Origin of the sequence: Erysipelatoclostridium sp. An173 (genome assembly GCF_963931465.1) — a bacterium.
Classification (GTDB): Bacteria; Bacillota_I; Bacilli_A; order Erysipelotrichales; family Coprobacillaceae; genus Thomasclavelia; species Thomasclavelia merdavium.
Window position 1 is genome coordinate 2706863 of record NZ_OZ007017.1, and the last position, 23443, is coordinate 2730305.

Below are 23443 nucleotides of genomic sequence, written 5' to 3' on the forward strand. Positions count from 1 at the left end.
CTAACCTAGTCCTTCTCTTCAAGTATTTTTTGATTATAATAATTAGATGTTTTTTGTAATTCGTTATCTAATGTTTTAAATCCTAACTCTTCCATAAGAGTTTGTTTATCTGAAAACAAATTTGTTCCTAATCCTAAACGATCTCCTTCAATTTTAGCACCCATTGCTGCTAAAATAGTTGGATACATATCCATTGTACTAAATGATCTATTTTTATTATTTTTTGCTTCTACTGCGCTATTGATAATACAGTTATATGGTGTTCTTACATAGTTACTATCAATATTATCAAAAAACTTTTCTGACATACTTTTATGATCTCCAGTAATTACAATTGTCGTATTATCATACCATGGTTGTTGTTTACACCAGTTAATGAAATTATTAACTTGCTGTGATTGACATTCAATTACATTAGCGTATTGATTTTTATGATTCTTTTGACATTGACTACATAAATAACCATCAGGAGTATGAGTGTCAATTGTAGTAATAGAAATATTAAATGGCTGACTTCCATTAGCTAAATTGGTTATATCTTTTTTAGCAAACTCAAATAATTTTGCATCTTCAATTCCCCAAAATACAAAATAGTCTTTTGGAATCTCTCCGCTTTCAACAAAACTTTTATAATCACGAATTATATAATTACCATGCTGTTTATAAAAATTAGAGGTACCTCCAAAATCAGCATCAGAACCACAAATAAACTCATTAACATATCCATTATCTTCTAATACTTCTCCTAATGAATATCCTCCTGGTAAAAAAGCAGTAGAAGTATCATATTTACTGCTTGTAATAGGCAATGATAAAGGAATTCCCATATCTTGAGAAACCTGTGAAGCAATCGTCCATTGTGTTCCATCGATAGTTAGGCTTCCACCAATACTATCATTATTTGAAAAATTAATATTTTCCTTAGCTAAATTGCTTAATTCCGAGATATAGTTGATATCTTGACCGCCACCATTAGCACTATCGGCATATGTATTTTCAACTGATTCTAAATATAAATGAATTAAGTTTCTTTTTTTACCATCAAAACTGATATTAGCACTGCTTGGATCAACATAATAATTTTCATATAAATCTGTTTTTTTAAATGAGTTACTTATATATCCATAGATATTATAGTTATAAACTGTAAAAATCAAAGAACAAACAAGACAACAGATACCCCACTTAACAAAATTTCTTTTTATAAAATTACTGATATTTTTATTATTTCGCTTTAATATTTTTTGAATACCAAAAAGTACTAAATTAAAAATAACTACTATTAATAAACTAATCGGTACTGAAAATAAAAACCAATCAAGATATACTCCACTATCAGTACCATCTATTGGCACTTTTAAATGGAAAATAATCTGATTTAATGTTTTCACAGAAAATGTTCGATTTCCCCAAATAACAGAAGTTATTATTAACACACTAATAAAAACCAATATTGTTCCTATAATGTATTTTTTTTCTAATTTTTTTAATTTCTCTATCATCATTATTCCTCTTAATCCAAATTCCTTACTATTCTACCATATAATTAACAAATATTAAACAAAAGAAAAGAATGAAATAATCAAGACTATTTCATTCTTATAAAACTAATGGTATTAAATTATAAATAGAAATCATTGCCATAATTGGAATAATTATTGTGACAATTTTTACTATTTTATCATGTAAATAAATTTTAGTATTTTGTAACCAAATCAATAATAAATAAATTATTGGGATATAATATCTACCTTGAACTCCTTCTATCCACTGATATCCAGCTGGTGTCCAAGCTAATGCCATCGCCAACATAACAACTAATATAACTGCTGCTGCAATTAAAAAATATAGTAATTTATGTTCATAAGTAAAAACTTCGTTGTTTGATTTTTCACTAAAAGAACTAATAATTAATAATCCAATCCAAACATTAATTGTCCACGTTGGCATTAATATATTTAGCCATCCTAGCTCACTCCCGATAGCAGTATTTATATACCAAACTCCTTTTTCAATAAACGTATTAATAAATAACATTATCGTTCCCGGTATATCCGTCAACAATGACGATAATGTATATGAAGGAGTTCCTGACCAAGGAACTAAATTTTCACCAGAAACCGTTCCTAATGAAGAAGTAGTACCAGTACTAATAAATGATCTAAAATTCAATAATACAATACACGTAATCACAATTGCAAAAATTATAATTTTTGTTTTTTTGGCAATTTCATATCCATTAGGATTGAAATACTTAGCCAATATTGGAATGACCAATATAAAAGCATATGCCGAGCCCTTAACTGTCAATAAAATTAAGCCTCCTAATGAATATAGTACAATATCTTTTTTCTCAACTTTATCTGATTGATAAACAAAAAACATACCATACGCAATACAAAAAAACGATGTAGCATTTAATACAGCATCATATGATAATGAAAACATCTGATGACAAGTCATTGGTAACATTGTGACTGCAAACAATAATAACTTTCCAAATGGAATCTTCTTTAAAGCAAAATATGTAACAATTGTATAATAAATAAAATTAAATAAACGTCCCACATATGCGGTAGTGACTCCACCAAAATTCAATAATCTGGCAACAGTAACACCTAATGTAGTTGGAAAATATGCAAAAATTTGTCCTAAAGTAATAGAGTCAACTTCTATATTCATATATTTATTATTTTCGCTTATACTAAAAAGATTATTATAAACATAATCATAGTAATCATTATTAGGAAGAGTTATTTGTCTTGAATATAATTCATATTCCTCTACTCTCATTGTAACTTGATTATTGGTTTCCTTTTGCATAATTTGACTTGATAATGAAAAAGCACTATGCATATGTACCCATTCGTCTGGAACAATACCTGGTGGAATTAAAAGTGTATAAATTAAACCAATTGGGACAATTATCATTAAAAATAAACGTTCTATCTCGTATCTATTTTTTAAAATTGATACAATCACTATAATTGCAATTACTATAAACAAGACATAAATTATGCTATGAATATTTTTTACTGAATTTACTTTTCCTATTAAAGCATTATGTTGATTAAAATAAAATAGTAAAATAACTAAAATAATTGCTAGTATAGAAATATATTTTAATATTTTCCGATCTCCGGCATTTATATCCTCTACAATTTCTTTTTTTACATGTCGCATTTATCCTCTCCCCCATATAAATAAAATTTTATTAATAAAAATTATAATAAAACTGCCTAGACGCCTAAAAAACATACCTTATTTTAATTAAATGAAAATGGACAGTTTTTATATCTCATTCCATATTTTATCATAGATAACAAAGAAAGATATATACTCTGCCCATATTTATTATTCTATTAATTATTAAAGTACTCATTTTCTAATAGAATACTGCTTTAAAATTAATCTTCTGTAAAACAAAACAGAACGAACAAACAATATTACAATAACTCACCTATTTTTTTTCGCCGAAATAATATATTACTAACCCCATTAAAATAGACAGTGGCACCGCTAAAATTACATTAACAATTGGATTCATACTACCACCAAAACAATGCACAATTGCTTGTTGAATTGGGAACGCACATAAGTATATTCCATAACTAATATTCCCTAGTTTATTTGCATAATTACTTATCTGCCTAATTCCAAATGAAAGATATACTATAATATACGGAAAAAACATAAATAAACCAATCCAAGCATTTCTTAATACTATTGTTATACAAAATCCAAATATGCAAAAAATAAAATATTTTAAATTAAAATATATTTTATCTCTATATATATAATAATACATGCCCATATAAAACATAAATATAGGTTGAAGATATCCTTTTAGAGCAATTATTATTGAAAAATCAATAATATTAATAAAAATATATAGTAGAATAACTGGTATAAAGGTATATTTAAAATACTCCCTTTTAGTTAATGATATTTTAAATGCTATAAATAATCCAATATAACAAATAAACTCAATCGGTAACGTCCACAAAGATCCATTAACAGTACTTCCATATATATTATTCAAAAAAACTCCTGGCAAGCTATGTATTGGAACTAAAATACAATTCAGTAAATATTTATATGTTCCACTCATTTTAAGATATATTAGAAATTCATAATTTGAAAAAAATATTCCCATAATAATAATTGTGGCTATTACTGTTAATATCAAAGGAGGAAATATTTTTATACATCGAGCTTTAAAATATGTTTTTGCCTCACCCTTTTTTTCTATACTTTTACTAACTAACAAACCACTACTTATTAAAAAAACAGCAACCGCTAAATTACCAAAACTTAATGTTCCTCCTGATATTCTTGAGAGAACATCAACCTCATTAGCTGACAAAGGATATGCATGACAAAAAATAACAAAAATTGCAGAAATAAATCTAATTAAGCTCAAATTACTGCTTATGATATTAATAGATTCTGATAAATTTTTACACTTTATTTTGCTCATAATATTTCTCTATTATTCTATTTATTTTAGTTGAATCACCCCATATAGCTGGTGAGTCATACGCTCTTTCAGGAAAAGCACCATAAAGTGGTTTTATGTGATATTTGTTTTTTTCTATATATTCATTTACTTTTTCAGCTAGAGACACTGTTTTTCCTGAACAACAATTTATTATTCCTGATTCGTCATCTTGAATAGATGCTATTGCAATTTGAAATGCCAATTCATCTACATCTATAAAATCATACTTATTTTTCCCTGTTCCAAAAGGGAAAGTTTCTTTACCTTCTTTCTCCATTTGAGAAATTTTAGAAAAGATAGAATTGTTATTTGAATCATCTCCAATAATATAAAATGCTCTTAACCATGTAAAACAAGTATTCGTATCTCTTACTAAAAGTTGCGTAGCTTCTCTTAAACTATTTTTGGCAATTCCATACATTGATAATGGATTAGTTGGAGTATTTTCATCAATAACCCCTTCATGATACCCAACTTCATGCATTGATCCCATTATCGATAGGTGTTTTATTCCAGAATTTATTAAGCACTTAACAAATCTATAATGTGAAGATAACATTTCCATATGCGCATCCGAATTGTGAGAGAAACCATCCTTCCAAGCAAGATGTATACAAACTTCAGGTCTTTCTAATTTATCATAAATATCATCACAAAAAATATCTAGGGTTTTAAATTTTGCATCAGTATTGATCCCCTTATTAATTAAATCAACAGCAATAACTTCATGCCCTAATTTAACCAGTATATCCACAACATGGCGTCCTATATATCCTGACGCTCCCGTAACTGCTATTTTCATCTAATTCCTCCTTTTATAATTCATTACTCTTTTCACTTGTTGCATATATGTTGTTAATTATTTTAGCAATAAATTTTGGCCAATACATACACAATATCTCATAGTCCTCTTTTTTCCTAATATTTTCCTCTAAATTTTTTGAAGTTGCAGATTCCGCATAAATTCTGTGACCTAATAATGGTCTATTTATATATATAAATCTCCCATTTTTTTCCGCTAAATCGCACCATGTTTTATAATCACAACTGTTTATATATACTGTATCGAAAATTGATTTACCTGCCATTTTTTTATTATACGTTACAGCGGGACAACATATTGAGCATCCAATAGACAAATTTCTTCTTCTAATAAATTTAGATTTTTGAAGTACTTTATATTTAAATGGAGCATTCATTAATCTCTTTATTTTCAATAATTTATTATTATAAACATCTTTGCCGTCTCTAATCTCATAATAATCGGTAAATGCCATTATAAAATCCTCATTATTATTTATTGAATTTAACACTTCTTCTAAATATTCTGGTTTATATATATCATCCTGATGAGCTAATGTAACTAATTGTGTAGGCGCATTATCATAAGCAAAATTCCAATCGGTACCAGCATTTTTAGGATTTTGATTGATAAAATATTTAATATTATATTTCTCACATAATTTTAATATATGTTCATTTGGAGTCGAAGTAGATAAAAATAATTGACTTTTCTTTGTTTGATTTATCAATGACAAAATCGTTTTTTCTAAATGTGGATTTTCCTTGTATGCACAAATAACAAAACTATGATCCTTCTCTGTTAACATGCTATCTTTTTTCTCCTATCTCTTTTAAATATCTTTCTAAAGCATCTTGCCATGTCGGCAAACGATTAAAACCATTTTTGTCTAACATATCTTTAGACATTCTACTATTATTTGGTCGTTTAGCCTTAGCTGGAAATGCATTTGAATCAACAGGAGTTACTTCAACATCCATACCAGCTTGTTTAAAAATTTCACAAGCAAATTCATACCATGAACATAGCCCTTCATTTGTTGCATGATAAATTCCATATTTATCAGTTTGAATCATATCAACAACTAATTTAGATAAATCATATGTATATGTTGGTGATCCAATTTGATCGTTTACAACACTAACAGCTCCACGCTCTTTACCTAAACGAAGCATTGTTTTAATAAAGTTGTTTCCATTAACACCAAATACCCAAGCAATTCTTACAATAAAAAATTTATCTAGTGCTTCAACTGCTAATTCACCTTCGTATTTAGTTTGTCCATAAACATTTAAAGGATGTCTTTCATCATATTCGTGCCATGGTTCTTCACCTTGACCATCAAATACATAATCTGTAGAGAAATACATCATTGGAATATCTAATTCTTTACATACATTAGCAATGTTTTTTGTTCCTTCTACATTTACTTTAGTACATGCTTCTACTTCATCTTCAGCTTTATCAACAGCTGTCCAAGCTGCACAATGTACTATAGCATCGTAATTTCCAGCTTTTATCACTTCTTCTACTTTTTTTGCGTCAGTAATATCCATTTCTTCAACATCAACACCAACTGCTTCAATATTTCTTTTTTTACATTCATTTACAATATCATAACCTAATTGACCTTTAACACCTGTAACTAATAATTTCATTTATCTTTCTCCTTCTATAATTTAACACATTTACCAAAATAACGGTTTTATACTCTTTTGAAAATAACATAGCCCTAATTTGTGCTTAAATATAGTGATATAATAATATAATTTATTATTATTAAAGAAATATTTTAAATCGTTTCTTTTTATTGAATAGCGTAATTTTGCCTTTTCTTCTGAATCAGATATTACAGAAAAATCCTGAATAAGAACATTATCTTCCATTACAAATATTTTTTTATTTATTTTTTTCATGCTCCTAATAAAATCATGATCAATATAATCTAAAAATAAGTTTTCATTATATTTATAGTTTTTAAAAATTTCACCTTTGATTATCATTCCACTATTTATTGCAGAAATATTAGAAACAGTTACTTTACTTAGATCATCAATTCGACAGTATTTATATTTTTTTAAGATATTAGGTGATAAAATTCCATTTTGATCTTTTACAACTGGCAATAGTATATCGACATCTTGATTATTATTTATATGAAATAATACTTTTTGAATATATTCAGATGGTATAATGGTGTCATCATCTAATAAACATACCAAACTATGCTCTTTGTTCATAAACTCTAATCCTTTATTATATGCCTTTGATAAACCTTTATTACCACCCATATTCACATATTTATAATTTATAATTTTCTCTAGTTCACTGTTGCCATAATTTCTTGTACTATTATCAACAACAATTACATTAACATCTTTCATCTTTGCTAAACATTGAATTGCCTTTGAATCTTTATAATTTTTATTATACAAAACTAAAATAAAATAAATATCGCTAATATGATACATAATATTCCCTATCCTTATATTTTACAATAAATAGCCATAAATAACTTTATAACTTTAAAATCTATCATTTTAATAAAAAACCACACAATAAACTGATACATCAGTGTCTCACCAGGCATTTTTCCCAATCCTAAATACCTATTTTCATTAAAATGTGGATATTTTTCTCTTAACCACTTAATATTATTTTCCAATGTCTCAACTACTAACTTATACGGTGTATGTCTCGTTGCATATAGCATATACCAAACATGTAATTTTATAAAATAAAACTCTATTATGTCTTTGCTTTCCAAATCATAATTTTTTAATTTATCATATATATTATTAATTAAATATTCAAATTGTAATCCATTTTTTAAACTTTTATGTGCAGTATTTGAAACACTATTTTCATTATAATACCAATTATACCCTACATAATCTATAATTTTAATTTTTTTTGTTAATGTTACGGCTTGAACGGTAAAATTAATATCTTCTCCTATATTAGAAACTAAAAATTCTATGTTATTTTTCTTTATATATGATGTTCTATAAATTTTTGCCCATGCGGCAACAATCTTATATTTAGAAAATTCACAATCTTGTAATTGGGTGTTAACAATTATTTTTCCTTTACTATTTGGTCTTTTATAGCCACCAACTACTACGTCTAGATTATTATTATCAATTTCATGTGCAAAACGTTTTATATATCCAGGATCAAAAAAATCATCATTATCAATAAAAGTTAAATATTCTCCTGTTGCTATAGAAATACCCTTATTTCTAGTTTTAGAAACTCCCATATTTTTTTGCTTAATAATTTTAATGCGATCACCATGGATTTCTTTATATTTTTCTAGTATATTCCAAGAATTATCACTAGAGCCATCATCAATTGCAATTAGCTCAATATTTTTATAATCCTGATTCAACACACTATTGAGACATCTTTCAAGATAATCTTGAGCATTATAGACAGGCAAAATTATAGATACTTTTTTTTCTTCCATTACACTATTCTCCTATTACATTTGGTAATCAATCATTTCTAATACTAATTTTTTTTAATTCTTTAAAATAATACACCGTATACAATAGTACATGCAACAGCATTGTAAGTAAATAACTCCATGTTGCACCATGTATACCTAAATTATTTATCAACAAATAACAAACAATTAATCCAAAGATAGAATCGATTGAATATATTAATAATTGAACATTGTTTTTTCTCATGACAATAAGTGATGAAGAATAGATATTTGCAATAGCATACATAATAGCTCCTAATATAATTAACAATAAATCAAATCTATATGAATTTAGATTAATCGCATATACAAAACTTAAAATAGGTATTCCTAATACTGCTGCAATAACTTCAACTATTGTTCCTATCACTAGTAAAATTGCAACTAATTTCATGATAATATCGTTAAACTTTTTATAATCTTCGCTATTATAACAATCGACTATTTTAGTTAACATTGGAGCTATTATATACTGTCCGCATAAACTCATGACAGTTCCAGGCATAACTATTATACTAAATATAGTTTGATATACATTAGATAGCATAAAATCAATAATATATTTTGGAATATTTACTATAAATATGGCTAAAAAAGAAAATGCAAATACTGAAAAACCATATTTGAATATTTTACATGCTTTTTTTATATTTGCATTATTTTCTGAAATATAGTTCTTAGATTTTTTTAAATCGTACAATAAAATAAACAACAAATTAACAATAACAAGTACCAAACTAGATAAAATAATATTATATGTTAGCATATCTACTACAAAAAATGCTATTATGCCTAATAATGATTTAAAAAAAAGTGATTTTCCTACTATATATAATTTTAAATTTTTTTGTAAATATCCATACAAGGTATCACTAAATGCTTCTAAACATTTATATAAACATAAAAATATTATTACTATATTTTTTTCTAAAGAATAATTTCTAATTAAAACAAAAATAGTTGCTAGTATCATCATTATACAACATGAAAATAATTTATGTACTAAATATTCCTTATCATTAAATTCATTTCTTATATCCGATATCTGATAAGTTCTGCCTGAATAAATACCAACTGCATATAACAAACAAGCTACAGAAAAAGCAAAACTAAAAATTCCTGCTATGTCAGTTCCATTCACTCTATTTATAATAATTAAAAAAAACAATGAATTAAAAGAATTTAATGTTATACCCAATGTATTCCAAATCGTATTTTTCTTTAAACTATTTTCCATTTTAACACATCCTAATTAATCTATTTTAAATTCGTATCATCTATCTTTTTTTTCAACAAAGAAACTTCTTGTATTAATAAATTAATTTTTGTTGTTTGTCCAGCAATTATAACTGTTAAAGCGATTATTATTAAAAATAGTATAACGAATAAAAAACCAACGACTAAATTAGATATAGTTTGGAATCCTAATATACTAGCAATAAACTCAAATAAACCGGGAAATATCGCTAATAAAACAATTGCAACCGATGGAACATACCAAACTAAAGCAAATTTCATTGGAATTCTTCCTTTTTTTAAAATTAATGTAATTACTATTATCAGAAATACTCCAACTCCTAGTAATCCACGGACTAAATTATCTGACACGTTTAAACCTCCTTATTCCTACTACTAATACAGACAATATAACATTTATCATATAGTAAGCATTTTTCCAAGAATGTATAGATGACTTTCCACCTTCTCTTTCATTCATGGATACTCCAATTTCTTTAACACGATAATTTTTTTTCAACAATTCAGTATTTGTAATAGGTTCTGGATAATCAATAGGGTAAGATTTAGCAAAATCAGCTATAACTAACTTATTTGCCGCTCTAAAACCAGATGTGACATCTTTTATTTTTTTTCTAGTAACTACTTTAATAGTAAATGAAATGAGCTTTATACCTATTCTTCTTGCAAAAGATGACTTAAATTCGCTTACATTATCTTCTACAAATCTTGATCCAATAACAAAATCAGCCTGATCTTCTATTATTGGTTTAATAATTTTAGAAACATAATTAATATCATGCTGCCCATCGCCATCATACTGCAATGCAATATCATAATTATTTTCTAAGGCATATTTATAACCTGTTTGTACTGCACCACCAATTCCTAAATTATGAACTAATGAAATAACAGGTATATTATTATCCATACATATTTTTAATGTTCCATCAGTCGAACAGTCGTTGATAACAATTACATCGTATTTAGTATTGTTTTCCTGATTATATCTTTCTATTTTATTATATGTATTTAATATACATTCTTCTTCATTATAAGCAGGAATTATCATAATAATTTTTTTTTGCATTTTTATTCCTCACTTTTTTTAATTCTTATACAAATATCACTATATCATATTTTTTAATATTAATATAGTAAATTTATTTATTATTCATACTAACAAAACAATAAACTAAAAGATGATTTATTAATTGAATAGTTCAAAATAAATCATCTTTTGCACATATTTATAATATCATATTTATTTTATAAACTTATACTATTAAAATTTGCCCAATTATATTTATAATCGTAACTCCCTGTAAAATTATGACCCACATAACAAAATATCTATCATAATTTTTTTTGAATATAATTTTTTTATTTCTAACAAAAATTACTAACAAAAATAAAACAGGTAAAAAATATCTTCCTTGAACACCTTCAATAGTTGGCCATCCAACAGGAGTAAACGCAAAAGCCATAGCTAAAATTGATGCACCACATACTGCAAGAAAAGCAAATATATATAATATTTTATGTATCAACATAATATCTTTCTTATCAGAATCTGTTTTAAAAGCAGCTACAAATACTGATATTAACCAACCAATGAAAATATTTCTAGATAATATTAGATTCAGTGATCCCAAATACTGCCCTAATGTTGTAAAAACATAATGATCAAATTTTTTTACAATAGTTCTAATAAATAACATTACTGTTTCCATTTTATTATCCATAAAATAGGCCATACTATAACCTTCTTTATTTGCCCATGAAACAATATTACCATTTGAAACAGATTTTTCAATACGGTTATTGTTCGTTATCATTGGCAATCCAATCATTGTTATTATCCATGGAAAAGTAAGTATTAATTTTAAAATTATTCGCTCTTTTTTCTCTGCTACTCTATTCTTTCCAATAAGTAAAGGTATTAAATTTAATACAAAATATATGCCAGTTTTTTGTGTAATTAAGACACAAGAACTTATTATATATATGATTATGTCCTTTTTATTTATTGATTCATTTCCATACACAAAATGAAAGCCATAACTAATTACAAGCCAAGAAGTTGCAAGAATTATTGTATCATATGACAAAGAAATTGTTTGCTGGATTACCATTGGTAATAAAGATAATGTGAACAAAACAATCTTAAATATAGGTATCTTCTTAATTGAAAAATATCCCGCTAATAAATAAAATACAAAATTGCTAAACCTTGCCAAATAAATTGTTAAGATTCCTCCTATAGATAACAGCCTACAAATAGTAACCATAATTATACCAGGTAAATATGATATTACACTGAAATCGCTAGACAATTCAACGTCTGTTTCTATATATTTATTAGAATTATTATTTTCAATTAATAAATTTCTGTAAGTATTTAATGTCTTTATAGAAGGCTGAGTGTCGCCAATAAATTGCTCACACTCCCTTATTACAATATTACTACTTGTCCCTTCAGATAACAAAATAGAAGAATATCCTAACGTATTTCTTATATGTGTTGTTTCATCTGGAATTGTTCCTGGAGTAAACAACATTGTATACGTTATCCCACATATAATACCAACTACCAAAAATATTTTTTCTAATGTAATCTTTCTTGCTAATGTAAGATATATGCCTAATATTATCATCATATCCACAATTATTATTATCCCATAAACGAAATATGATACAAAGTTAGGCATTGTACTATATATCCTATAAGCCAAGTGTTCTTCTTCTATATTATCAGTATCAGTAATTCTTGTCTTTATATTGTTGTTATCACTAATATTTTCCAATTTTATTACAATATTCTCAATCGATTCATTTTCATTTATATCAATTTTGAAATCGTACGATTGAGTGTTTGGCAAAAGTTCCTTTTCTTTTTCTATTAGTAATTGTCCATTATTTTTATTATAAACTGTTGCTCTTACTGTTCCATTTAATTTTTCATCTAAATTTTGTACAACTACAACTATTGATGATAATTTAGAATTTTCACTAGTAAAAGCATATTGATTGTTTATTACTTTTCCTTTTTCAAGTGTGCTCCATTGATCCTTTAAAATGTTATTTTGATCAAACAAAGCATCTCCACCTAGTTTTGGATTTATATATACATATGTAATAAGTACGCTTATTAATACTATTATTAACGAGATAATTATAAAAGTTTTTTTGTTCCCCTTATATATACTTGGCTTCATCTCTACCTCCACTATAGATTATTTTACTGTTCTAAAACAGATATTACACTAATATAACTACACAACCAATAATAATTATTTCATATTTTTTAAGTATTCTAATTTGTTAATACTCCCAACAAGCTTTTTCTTATAATCTCGATAGCCTTTATACATATACCAAAGTTTTTTTATCTTATCTTTTTCAAATAATAAAATCCGTTTGACCTCTGCTTTAGTGCATCTAATTTCAGCCCTACAATAATCTGGAAAATCCTTGTTATATTCATCATATATATAGTGTCTATTTCTTACAATATAGTAGCGCCTAATATAATTATGATTATCACAAAAATATGTTTTCCCAAATAATTTTTTCTTTACTGTGTCGCCTAATTCATGATGCAAAATAGCCTTATTTAATTGATGAATTTCATACCCGTTACGAATTAAATTCAGACAGTAATCAAAATCAACACAGTCAATAAAATACCATTCTTTAAAACCGTTAATTTTTGTGTAAGCATCCAGATTAATTAGATTTCCAGAAGTCATAACAATTATTGGTTTATCAACTGATTCAGGATCTGGATAATTACCATCACTTAAAACAGTTTCATGAAATGGTGATACAATTGCTATTTTAGGATTTTTTTCAAAATATTTTTCTATATAATTCTCTAAATACAATAATGTTTCAGCCTTAAAACTACTATCTTGATCCATTGTTAATAACCAAGTATAATTGCTATCAATTGCTTTTTTTGCAGCAATATTTAACGCTGCCGCAATTCCCAAATTATCTCCATTCCAAATATATTCTATTTTTGAATCTACATTTTTAAATAAAGCACTATTATCTTTTAATGAGTTATCTACAAGATATAGTCTATCAACATATTTAATATAAGTACTAACGTTTTTTAAGACTTCACTTTTATTTGGATTATATAGAACTACCGCACCAGCATACCCCATTTAAAACAACCTCCAATTTATTTTATAATTTTTCTAACAACTTTTTTAATTGGATCAGGTAACTGAATTCTTGAAACAAGTTTCCATCTCCGTGAATTTAATATTTCATCAAGATTTGCAAAATATGCATTATCTTCATCGGTTTGTTCCGATATTAAATAACCAATTTTATTATTGATGTGCATATTATTAATTGTATATATTTGCTTATATTCTAAAATCATATCATCGATTGTTTTTATTTTATAAGCATTTAAATTTTCAATTACTTTCTTATATCCAATTTTATCGTTTTTTAAATCTATTATATACTTTTCTAAATCTTTATTTGTATAATCAAGTGGAACAGTCCATCCAAATCCATTTTTTTCAATTCTTTCAGCAACTGCACCAATATTATAACTTAAAACAGGTACTCCACAGGAAATTGTTTCAGTTAAAGTATAAGAATATGTTTCAGGCCATATAGATAAATTACAAACAAGATGAATATTATTTTCTTTCAATAATTTTGGTAAATCTTCTCTTTTATATCGTCCATGATATTTGTAATTTTTCGTATCTTTTTTTAATGAAGGGTATTCAGAATCTCCAAATAAATGAAAAGTAATATTATCATCTTTAATATTTTTAATTAAGTTTTGAACAACTTCAGCGCCTTTATGTTTTGCCATTACTCCAACAAAAGCTATATTCATATTATCATCATAATTTAAATTGCTATTAACTTTACTTATATTTATACCATGTTCTATAGCTAAACAGTCAACATCTGAATATACATTTTCAATAATTTCTTTTGTAGATTTAGAAGGTGTTAGCACAACATCCATATCTTGTAAAAATTTTTTCCATCTCATTTGCCAAGTATTAATAATATTATTATTTATTCCTAATTTATTATTTAAACATTCTCTACAATTTTTATTATCTATATACAAACAACATTTTTCCATGTTATAGAGCATATTTATACTTGGACACAAACAATAAAAATCATGAATTGTATAAATAAGCTTTAATTTTTTTTCTTTAGCTATATCTACGATATCAAAATAATGCCCAATCATATGATGAATATGAATAATATCAATATTTAAACCATCTATAATCTTTTCTACTAACTTACCATAATCTTTATCATACAAATTAGTTAGTCCTGCGTTATTATGAATTCTATTAAATTTTAATATTTCCTCATCATCTTTAAAATAAGAATGCACTTTATATATGTTACCTTCTGGTGCTAATACATGAATGTTATATTCTGTTCTTAGTGCTTGAATCAAATCAAGACAATGTAATGTTGTTCCGCCAACATTATCATCAATATTAGACCAATCATGTACTATAAAAAGAATATTTTTTCTTTCATATAAATTTATAGAATAGGTCACATTTTGACAAATATCTTTTATTGGAAATCTTTTAAGCCATAAATCTGTTTTACTTACATATGATGGATATCTTTTTTGTAAAATTTTCAAATTATTTTCTATTAAATCTTTTTTTGATTCAGTAAACGATTGGCTTTCTTTATGATATACAATGACATCATCACACAATAAATGCTTATATCCAAAATCCATACATCTATAAGAAAAATCGTTTTCTTCACCGTATCCTTTACCAAAAGTTTTTGCATCAAAATAGCCTACATTTTCGATTGCTTCGCGTCTTATATACATACAAAAACCATGAGCTGTTGGCAATTGGGGATATCTTCTAATTGAATTTTCTGCAACTATTTTTGCATATTCATCAAAAGACATATTTTTAGGAAGCTCGTTTGCTTGTAATCCCATAGGAACTGATGCAAGTGTTGCATTATTTGAAAGTGCCGTTACTGTTGCAACGTTTTTTTCGCTATATGCACATTTTTTCATTCTTTCCAACCAATTTTCAGAAACTTCAGTATCACTATTTAGAAGTAACACATCGTTATTCGAATATTTCATCCCTTTATTAACAGTTCCAACAAAACCTAAGTTTTCTTCATTATAAAGTATAATTATATTTTCATTACTAATTTCTTTTTCTAATTGATTTAAATATTCCTTTACTTTAGTATCTGGACTTTTATCATCTATTAATACTAATCTATTTTCTTTTAAATCAGTATTCTTTCTAACACTATCAACGCATTTTTTTACATAATCTAGTGCATTGTAAATAGGTATAATTATATCACAGCGCATAAACTGTTCTCCTCTCAAATTTAGATTTGCTCAGCGAATTTTTTTTCTAATTTTTTAAATATTTTATATCCTATAAAACATATCAAAACTGAAATTATTGTCAGAATAGTCATTGTTTTCAAACCAGGTAAAGTATGATACATAAACGCATCCCTATAAGCTACTAAAATATGTGTCATAGGATTTAAATTTAAAACCTGTTGAAACAAAGAAGGCAATACTGATGGTAAATATAATATTGGTGTTGCATAAAAAGCCATATTCAAAACAAACTGTACTATGTATTCAGTATCTTGAATATATACATTAATTGCACTCAAAGCAAAGACTAAACCTAAAGTAAACAAGAATTGAAGTACCGCAACAAATGGCACAATAATTATATGCCATGAAATTCCTACACCAGAAAAAATACAAAATAGTATTATAATTATACATGAAATAAAGAAATTTACTAACCCACTTAAAACTACTGAAATTGGCAAAATTTCCCTTGGAAAATATACTTTTTTTATTATTCCAGCATTTGCTTTTACAGTTGTCATTCCTTGGACCATAGATGTTAAAAAGAAATTCCATGGAATAATTCCTGTAACTACATATATTAAATAATTTTCCATTGTGCTTTTCATAATAATAGAAAAGACAATTGTGTAAACTATAGTCTGTAATAAAGGATTTATAAACGACCATAAAATTCCTAAAAATGACCCCTTATATTTACCCCTTATTTCTTTTTTAACATTAGATTTTAATAACTCTCGATAATTGTATAGATTATGGAATAATTTCATCTTAATTTCTCCATTTATTTTTGGGAGAAATTCACCTCCTTCTTAGCAAGTTCTATACCGTCCTCATCTTTTAAAAGTACAGTAATCCGGTGTTCTCCACAACTTATACCATCGATAGTTGCATACCACCCAATATCTTCTTTTTTCAAATCAGGATAATCATTTTTATAGGCTTCAAATACGTCACTTCGTTCCTCATACTCAATATTTTCTATTAATTTATTATCTAAATACAATTCAAATGTAAATTGATTTAAATCGGTAACTTTCCAACCTTCAACTTTTAATGTTTCTGTCGATATACTATCAAATCCTTTTGGTTTATCTATAAAAATTATAGATTTACTTTGAATATCTAAATCTTCGTGCTTAATCTCACCTTTTTTATATGCTTCTCTTTGTTGCTTCAGATATTCATTTATTACATATGCTGGATCTCCATCTAAACGAAATTCCCCTTTATAAAGCCAAATAGCTCGAGTACACAAATCTTTTATAGTATCTAAACTATGCGATACTATTACAATTGTCCTATCGGTATTTCGTAATTCTTTTAATTTTGCAAAACATTTTTCCTGGAAATGCTGATCTCCAACAGCTAAAATTTCATCTATCAATAATATATCAGCATCTACATTTATTGCAATTGAAAAAGCTAATCTCATATACATACCAGAAGAATATGTTCTAACTGGATTATCTATAAATTCTGAAAGTTCAGAAAACTCTATTATATCGTCTATCCTTTTTTCAATTTCTCTTTTGCTTAAACCAAATATTGAAGCGTTAAAATATATATTTTCACGTCCTGTAAAATCAGGATGGAAACCAGCTCCTAATTCTAATAATGATGTAAGCTTACCATTTGTTTCTAAAGTTCCTTTATCTGGATATAATATCTGTGTCATTAATTTTAATAATGTTGACTTCCCGCTACCATTTGTTCCAATTAAAGCAACTGTTTCACCTTTTTTTATATCGATATTTATATTTTTCAATACTTCGTGATATTCAATATTATTCTTTTTAAATAAACTAACCAATCTTTCCTTTAATGTAGTTGGTTTATCATATTGTACTTTAAATTTTTTATATAAATTTCTGACTTCTATTGCATTTTCAGATTTCATAATTCCTCCTATTTTACACCACTTTACAAACAATTGTATAATATCATGGATATAATTTATATTCAATATCAGTATATATTTGAAAAACACTAAAAATATTTAACATAAAATCTACTATCTAGATTTTAAAGTTCGCAATAATCTTTTTAAATTTACTATCATGCAAAGATTTTTGATTAAATTGATTTATCCATTTATTAATAGCATCCATTGGTAAATTAATATTTGTTTCATGCGTAGAATTGATCCAATTAGCTAAATTTTCTTCTATTTCATATCTCTCCATTATTGGTAAATTAGTATCATTATGTATAGCTCTTGCATGATTGTCTACAGCAATAATTAAACTTCTTTTTAAGAAATTCAAACTTCGAATTCCAGCATGCAATCTTGTTCCTATATAATCAATATCCTCATTTTTTAAAATTTTATCTAATTCCTCTAATGAAGGAGGAATAATTATAAAATCCTTTAAATCTGTAAGTGATTGTAAATATTCATAATCATATTGACCTTGAACCCATATATATACCTTTGAATAATTATTTTTTAAAATTTCCAGCATTTTAACATCAATTTCACTATCTTGCATATAATCAGTCACAGTTGTTAAAACGGCATTAGCTTTTTTCACTGGTATTTTTTTACAATGTTCTGGTGTCAAAGCCCACATAGTCGGACAGCTTGTATTTAAGACATTAGTAATTCCTATGTTTTCTAATTGTATCTTAGTTTCATTATCTTTCACTGAATGAATTACATCAGAAGATAAAATAAAGTTTAATAATTGTTTACTATAATTACTCATATCTTCTTCTAATCCAATTTGTTGCATTCCTACTCCTAGTAAACAAATATTTTTCATTGATTCTAAGTTATTAGGAATTGATAATTGTCTTGACTCTTCCATTTTCTTATAAATCAAATTTGTCCCACATAATATTTTAAAATTGTTACTGATATTTTCCGATTTATCATCATAAATATGTGTTGGAATATGCAAAAAGTTAGAATTTTTGAAAATGTCTTTACATATTTTTTCACAATATGACATAATAATTTCATCTCCAACATTATCTGACCCGATAGCAGTGTCTAGTAAAACTATATCATTTGCATATTTTATTCTTCTTTTCTTATTGTTTTTAATTACATATTGCAATTGAGCTTCTTTTTCTTCATAAGTTTTATTTGGTAGTTGTAATTCGTAATAATGTAGTTTACTACTTTTTTTCCATTTAAATAAATCTAAACTTGGTTTTACTATTTCTTGATAATTAAATGTATTACTTAAAAAATCAACATAATCTTTAAATTTTAAAGTATTTAAAAAATCATTTATACTATTATAATCTAATTCATCAGTATCTGCTTCTATTATTTGCTTTGATATCGATGCTAATTGAGCTACATTAAAATCATCAATTAAGTAACCTCTATTATTATCTAGCATCGTATTTATTCCTCCAGCATTTTTAAATCCGATAACTGTAATATTATAATTTAGAGCTTCTAAAACAACTGAAGGAAATGGATCTTCTCTAGATGTTGACCAAAAAATATTGACATTAGACAACAATGTCTTATATTCATCTTGATTTTCAATAAAAGGAATGATATGAAAATTAGATTCCAAATTTGATTTTTTTATCTGATTTCTAATCCATCCCTCTAATTCTCTATTCCCCCCAAAATTACCAGTCCATACGTAATGTATATTTCTATCACAAATGTTTTTCAATATAGTTGCACTTTCAAGAAATAAATCTATTCCTTTTCTAAGCTCACAAGTTCCTGAGTTCATTATTATATAATCATCTAAACTAAATCCATAATTAGAAAAATCAAAATTATTTTTATTACCCTCAATTTTTTTATTTAAATACACTCCTTGCGGTCTAATTAAGCATTTACCATTGATCTTTTTATATAAATTTTCAAAATCATTTTTTACTGTCTCATCTGGAAAAACTATATAGTCAGAGTAAATAGATATATCTTTTCCATAGTTATAAAAACCATATAATTCTATTGTTGTTTTCATTTCATGAATAAGGGAAATTATCTTAAAATTATAATTTTTGAGATTTTTAACAAACTTACCACCTACTACTGTATTTGTTATCACATTAGAAAAACCTTCGTTTCTTAACATTTCTAATATAATATTTACATATTCATCTCCAGTATACTCTTTTATCCTATTATAATTTAAACAAACATGTGCATTAGAATAATTGTATCTATTATCGTCTAGAAAAATTACTGGTATGTTACTTTCTCTATATTTTTTTAGCAGAAAACTCACAGTACTTTGTCCAACTAAAACAACAACATCTTTATTTAACTGTTGCAAACTTTTAGCTATATTATATGCTAATATAGGCGCTCCAGTTCCTGACAAATCATGACTCAGCAAAACTATTTTTTCTTCATTATTACTAATATTTATATTTTTTTTCAAGCATGTCATAACATTATCATGATCATCTAAAACTTCAATTGTAATATCTTTAACTTTAATAATTTCATCTGCATCATGTATATCTAATCTAATTTCACAAACATCTTCAAAAAAATATATTTCATGACTAGTTCGCTCTTTAGTATTTAATTGAAATGATACTTTATTTTGCTCACTAAAATTATTATTTTCTGTTCTAAAATATATAACTGTATTCAAAAAATCTATATTAGCTCTTTCAATTTCAAAAATAAATCTTGCTCCTTTTATCGACTTTTCAAAACTAATAAAAATTTGCGGATCATTTTTTATAAATTGCCAACTATCTTCTTTTTCAATTATATTTTCAGACCTAATAAATTTACCTTCTTTTATACTTAATTTATCATATATCATTATCGTACCTCTCTTTTATCATAACGAACCTTTTCCATAAACTACACTTTTAACAGTTTTATACATAATTGTAAAATCTAGCCAAATTGACCAATTATGGTAATAGTAATCATCTAATTTACAACGATAACTAAACTCAACATCACTTCTCCCGTTAGCTTGCCACATACCAGTTACTCCGGGTTTTAGTTTAATAATAGAATCATAAAACTGCCCCATATCTTCCTTTTCTCGAGGTAAATATGGTCTTGGACCAATAAAACTCATCTCACCTTTTAATACATTATAAAACTGTGGCCATTCATCTAATGATGTTTTTCTTAAAAAATCTCCTACTGGTGTAATTCTAGGATCATGTTTTAATTTTTTATTGGTCAAATATTCCTCTTTTATCGCTGGATCTTCTTCCATTAAGCGTTCAAGCACTTCTTCTGCATTAGGAACCATTGATCTAAATTTATAAATCTTTATTAATTTCCCATCTTTTCCTATTCTTTCTTGAGAAAAAAAGATACTATCATGATCGCCACTTTTTACATATTTATATTTTACAAATATTGTTAAAGGGATTAATGTAATAACTCCTGCTAATCCTGCCATAATATCTATTATACGTTTAAAAGCACGGTCAAACACACTCATCTTATCATTAGATGTCGCAATTAATAATTGACCGTCAAAATCTTGAACTTCAGATGAAAAAGTCATTGTCCCATTTACGTCAGGTAAATATTTTACAGATTCAACTTTTCCATGAATATCACTCATAACTTTATCTATTACCTGCTGATCAGCTTCAGGAATAGCAATAATTATTTGTTCAATATTTAAAGCATCTATAGCCTTATCCATATCACAATAACCATAAACAGGACTCTTTTTTATTAGATTTTCCTGTTTAAAACCATATAACTGATCAGTATCATTAATATCAACATAACCTTTTACTTCTGTTAATGCAAAACGGTTATTATTGGAAATCTTACCTAATCGTGCAGCTTCATATCCTGTGCCAATTACTAATGTTTTTCTTGCAAACTGTTCTCTAAAAGCAATTCTCAAAAATCTAGATGCCAATAGACTAATAAAGAACATAGAAATAACCATAATAGTTAAATGCATTCTTCTTTCATAACCTGTTGATCTAGGAACCAATACTAATAAAGCAATATAAAAACAAAAACTTGATTTAGCAAGTTGTCTTATTTCGTTCCATATCAAACATGTCTTTAAAGAATAATGTCCATATATAACCATAAATAAAAAATATAAAATACCTGATCCTATAATCAGTTCTTTATCCATTGCAAAATACAAACAAATAAAATAATACATCACTACTTCAATTACAAATAACATAATTGGCATTAATTTTCGATTCATTATTCCACCTCGACAATTCTAGCCTAATTATACCTTAATACACTTATTATTTCTATCTTTTATCAGTTTAAACCCTCATTTAGATTGTTTATATCAATAAATATTGTATAATATACATATAAATCTCACTGGAGGTATTTATGAAATTCTTTTATATTAGTATAAATAAATTTATGTGGAAACACTCTTTTATAAAATCATGTGTTCATTTTGCATCAAAATTTTGTCCTTACATAGTAGCAATATTCTATTCCCTATTTTTACTAAAAATTTTTCTTAACAAATCTGGAAACATGTTAGTATTAACTTCAGAACCAATAGCCGTTCTTATTGTTACTGTTATATTAAGAATCATTATCGATAGAAAACGTCCTTCAGAAAAATATGATTTAGTTCCAATTGATGGTAGCAGAAAAAAAGGACGCTCTTTTCCAAGCATCCATGTTGCATTATCTGTTTCCACTGCTTTAGCTGTATTACATTACGGCCCTAATATGGGACTTCTACTTTCAACATTAGCTGGAACAATTACTATCGTTAGATTATTATCTGGTGTTCATTACATTACTGATGTCGCTGCTAGTATTATAATTGCTTTTGTAATAAATATGATTTAATAATCATTTACATAATCATAATAGAGTGAATTTTATAAAAAATATAATATAAAAACGTCTATTTATATTTTGATAAATAAATTATATGAAAAATATTCTTATTTTTCAACTTTATTATCATAATCACTACACCTAAAAAATATGGTATGAATTCACTCTGTAAGACTATCCTGTTGCACAGAGTATTCACTCTTTCAATAACGATAAACACAACGCTTTTACATGCTAGTCTTCAAAAGGGCTTTTTATTTAATATT

The 23443-nt window shown here is 26.1% G+C and carries 19 protein-coding genes; 1 reads left to right on the plus strand and 18 read right to left on the minus strand.

The features are described from left to right. Positions 1-5 precede the first annotated feature (5 nt). The 18 genes from ABGT36_RS13505 to ABGT36_RS13590 all read right to left on the minus strand — a co-directional run bounded on the left by ABGT36_RS13505 (position 6) and on the right by ABGT36_RS13590 (position 22569). On the minus strand, positions 6-1502 hold the full coding sequence (locus ABGT36_RS13505) for an LTA synthase family protein (RefSeq protein ID WP_346678439.1): 1497 nt from the start codon (positions 1500-1502) through the stop codon (positions 6-8). Between the two features lie 97 nt (positions 1503-1599). Then, entirely contained in the window at positions 1600-3183 is a 1584-nt protein-coding gene (locus tag ABGT36_RS13510; RefSeq protein ID WP_346678440.1) for a DUF2142 domain-containing protein, read from the minus strand. Positions 3184-3460: 277 nt separating this feature from the next. Next, entirely contained in the window at positions 3461-4480 is a 1020-nt protein-coding gene (locus ABGT36_RS13515; protein ID WP_346678442.1) for an acyltransferase, read from the minus strand. Continuing rightward, positions 4461-5303 carry an NAD(P)-dependent oxidoreductase gene (locus ABGT36_RS13520; RefSeq protein ID WP_346678444.1) on the minus strand — a complete coding sequence of 281 codons (843 nt, stop codon included), beginning with the start codon at positions 5301-5303 and terminating at the stop codon, positions 4461-4463. The genes ABGT36_RS13515 and ABGT36_RS13520 overlap by 20 nt, the downstream gene beginning before the upstream one ends. Positions 5304-5316: 13 nt before the next feature. Continuing rightward, a complete protein-coding gene (locus tag ABGT36_RS13525) occupies positions 5317-6111 on the minus strand; it encodes a glycosyltransferase (RefSeq protein ID WP_346678446.1) in 795 nt (264 codons plus the stop codon). 1 nt (position 6112) lies between these two features. Beyond that, positions 6113-6961, minus strand: a complete 849-nt coding sequence (gene rfbD, locus ABGT36_RS13530) for a dTDP-4-dehydrorhamnose reductase (protein ID WP_346678448.1) — start codon at positions 6959-6961, stop codon at positions 6113-6115. A 30-nt stretch (positions 6962-6991) separates the two neighbouring features. After that, entirely contained in the window at positions 6992-7774 is a 783-nt protein-coding gene (locus ABGT36_RS13535) for a glycosyltransferase (RefSeq protein ID WP_346678450.1), read from the minus strand. Positions 7775-7788: 14 nt separating this feature from the next. Beyond that, positions 7789-8772, minus strand: coding sequence for a glycosyltransferase (locus tag ABGT36_RS13540; protein WP_346678452.1), 984 nt, complete (start codon positions 8770-8772; stop codon positions 7789-7791). Between the two features lie 28 nt (positions 8773-8800). Continuing rightward, complete coding sequence (locus ABGT36_RS13545) at positions 8801-10030, minus strand: hypothetical protein (protein WP_346678453.1); 1230 nt, start codon at positions 10028-10030, stop codon at positions 8801-8803. Between the two features lie 20 nt (positions 10031-10050). Continuing rightward, positions 10051-10401: a DUF2304 domain-containing protein gene (locus ABGT36_RS13550; RefSeq protein ID WP_346678455.1), complete on the minus strand. Its 351-nt coding sequence runs from the start codon at positions 10399-10401 to the stop codon at positions 10051-10053. After that, on the minus strand, positions 10391-11119 hold the full coding sequence (locus ABGT36_RS13555) for a glycosyltransferase family 2 protein (protein ID WP_346678457.1): 729 nt from the start codon (positions 11117-11119) through the stop codon (positions 10391-10393). The genes ABGT36_RS13550 and ABGT36_RS13555 overlap by 11 nt, the downstream gene beginning before the upstream one ends. Positions 11120-11306: 187 nt before the next feature. After that, positions 11307-13247, minus strand: a complete 1941-nt coding sequence (locus ABGT36_RS13560) for a DUF2142 domain-containing protein (RefSeq protein ID WP_346678459.1) — start codon at positions 13245-13247, stop codon at positions 11307-11309. Between the two features lie 75 nt (positions 13248-13322). After that, positions 13323-14204, minus strand: coding sequence for a glycosyltransferase family 2 protein (locus tag ABGT36_RS13565; RefSeq protein ID WP_346678460.1), 882 nt, complete (start codon positions 14202-14204; stop codon positions 13323-13325). 17 nt (positions 14205-14221) lie between these two features. Next, the gene (locus ABGT36_RS13570) at positions 14222-16402 is read right to left on the minus strand and encodes a glycosyltransferase (RefSeq protein WP_346678462.1); all 2181 of its coding nucleotides are present in this window, start codon (positions 16400-16402) and stop codon (positions 14222-14224) included. Positions 16403-16422: 20 nt separating this feature from the next. Beyond that, on the minus strand, positions 16423-17196 hold the full coding sequence (locus tag ABGT36_RS13575) for an ABC transporter permease (protein WP_346678463.1): 774 nt from the start codon (positions 17194-17196) through the stop codon (positions 16423-16425). Positions 17197-17210: 14 nt separating this feature from the next. After that, positions 17211-18326, minus strand: coding sequence for an ABC transporter ATP-binding protein (locus ABGT36_RS13580; RefSeq protein ID WP_346678464.1), 1116 nt, complete (start codon positions 18324-18326; stop codon positions 17211-17213). Between the two features lie 118 nt (positions 18327-18444). Next, positions 18445-21186, minus strand: coding sequence for a glycosyltransferase (locus ABGT36_RS13585; RefSeq protein ID WP_346678465.1), 2742 nt, complete (start codon positions 21184-21186; stop codon positions 18445-18447). A gap of 18 nt (positions 21187-21204) precedes the next feature. Next, on the minus strand, positions 21205-22569 hold the full coding sequence (locus ABGT36_RS13590) for an exopolysaccharide biosynthesis polyprenyl glycosylphosphotransferase (protein ID WP_346678467.1): 1365 nt from the start codon (positions 22567-22569) through the stop codon (positions 21205-21207). 293 nt (positions 22570-22862) lie between these two features. Between ABGT36_RS13590 and ABGT36_RS13595 the strand changes: the two genes are divergently transcribed. Then, the gene (locus tag ABGT36_RS13595; RefSeq protein ID WP_346678468.1) at positions 22863-23186 is read left to right on the plus strand and encodes a phosphatase PAP2 family protein; all 324 of its coding nucleotides are present in this window, start codon (positions 22863-22865) and stop codon (positions 23184-23186) included. The last annotated feature ends 257 nt before the right edge of the window (positions 23187-23443 follow it).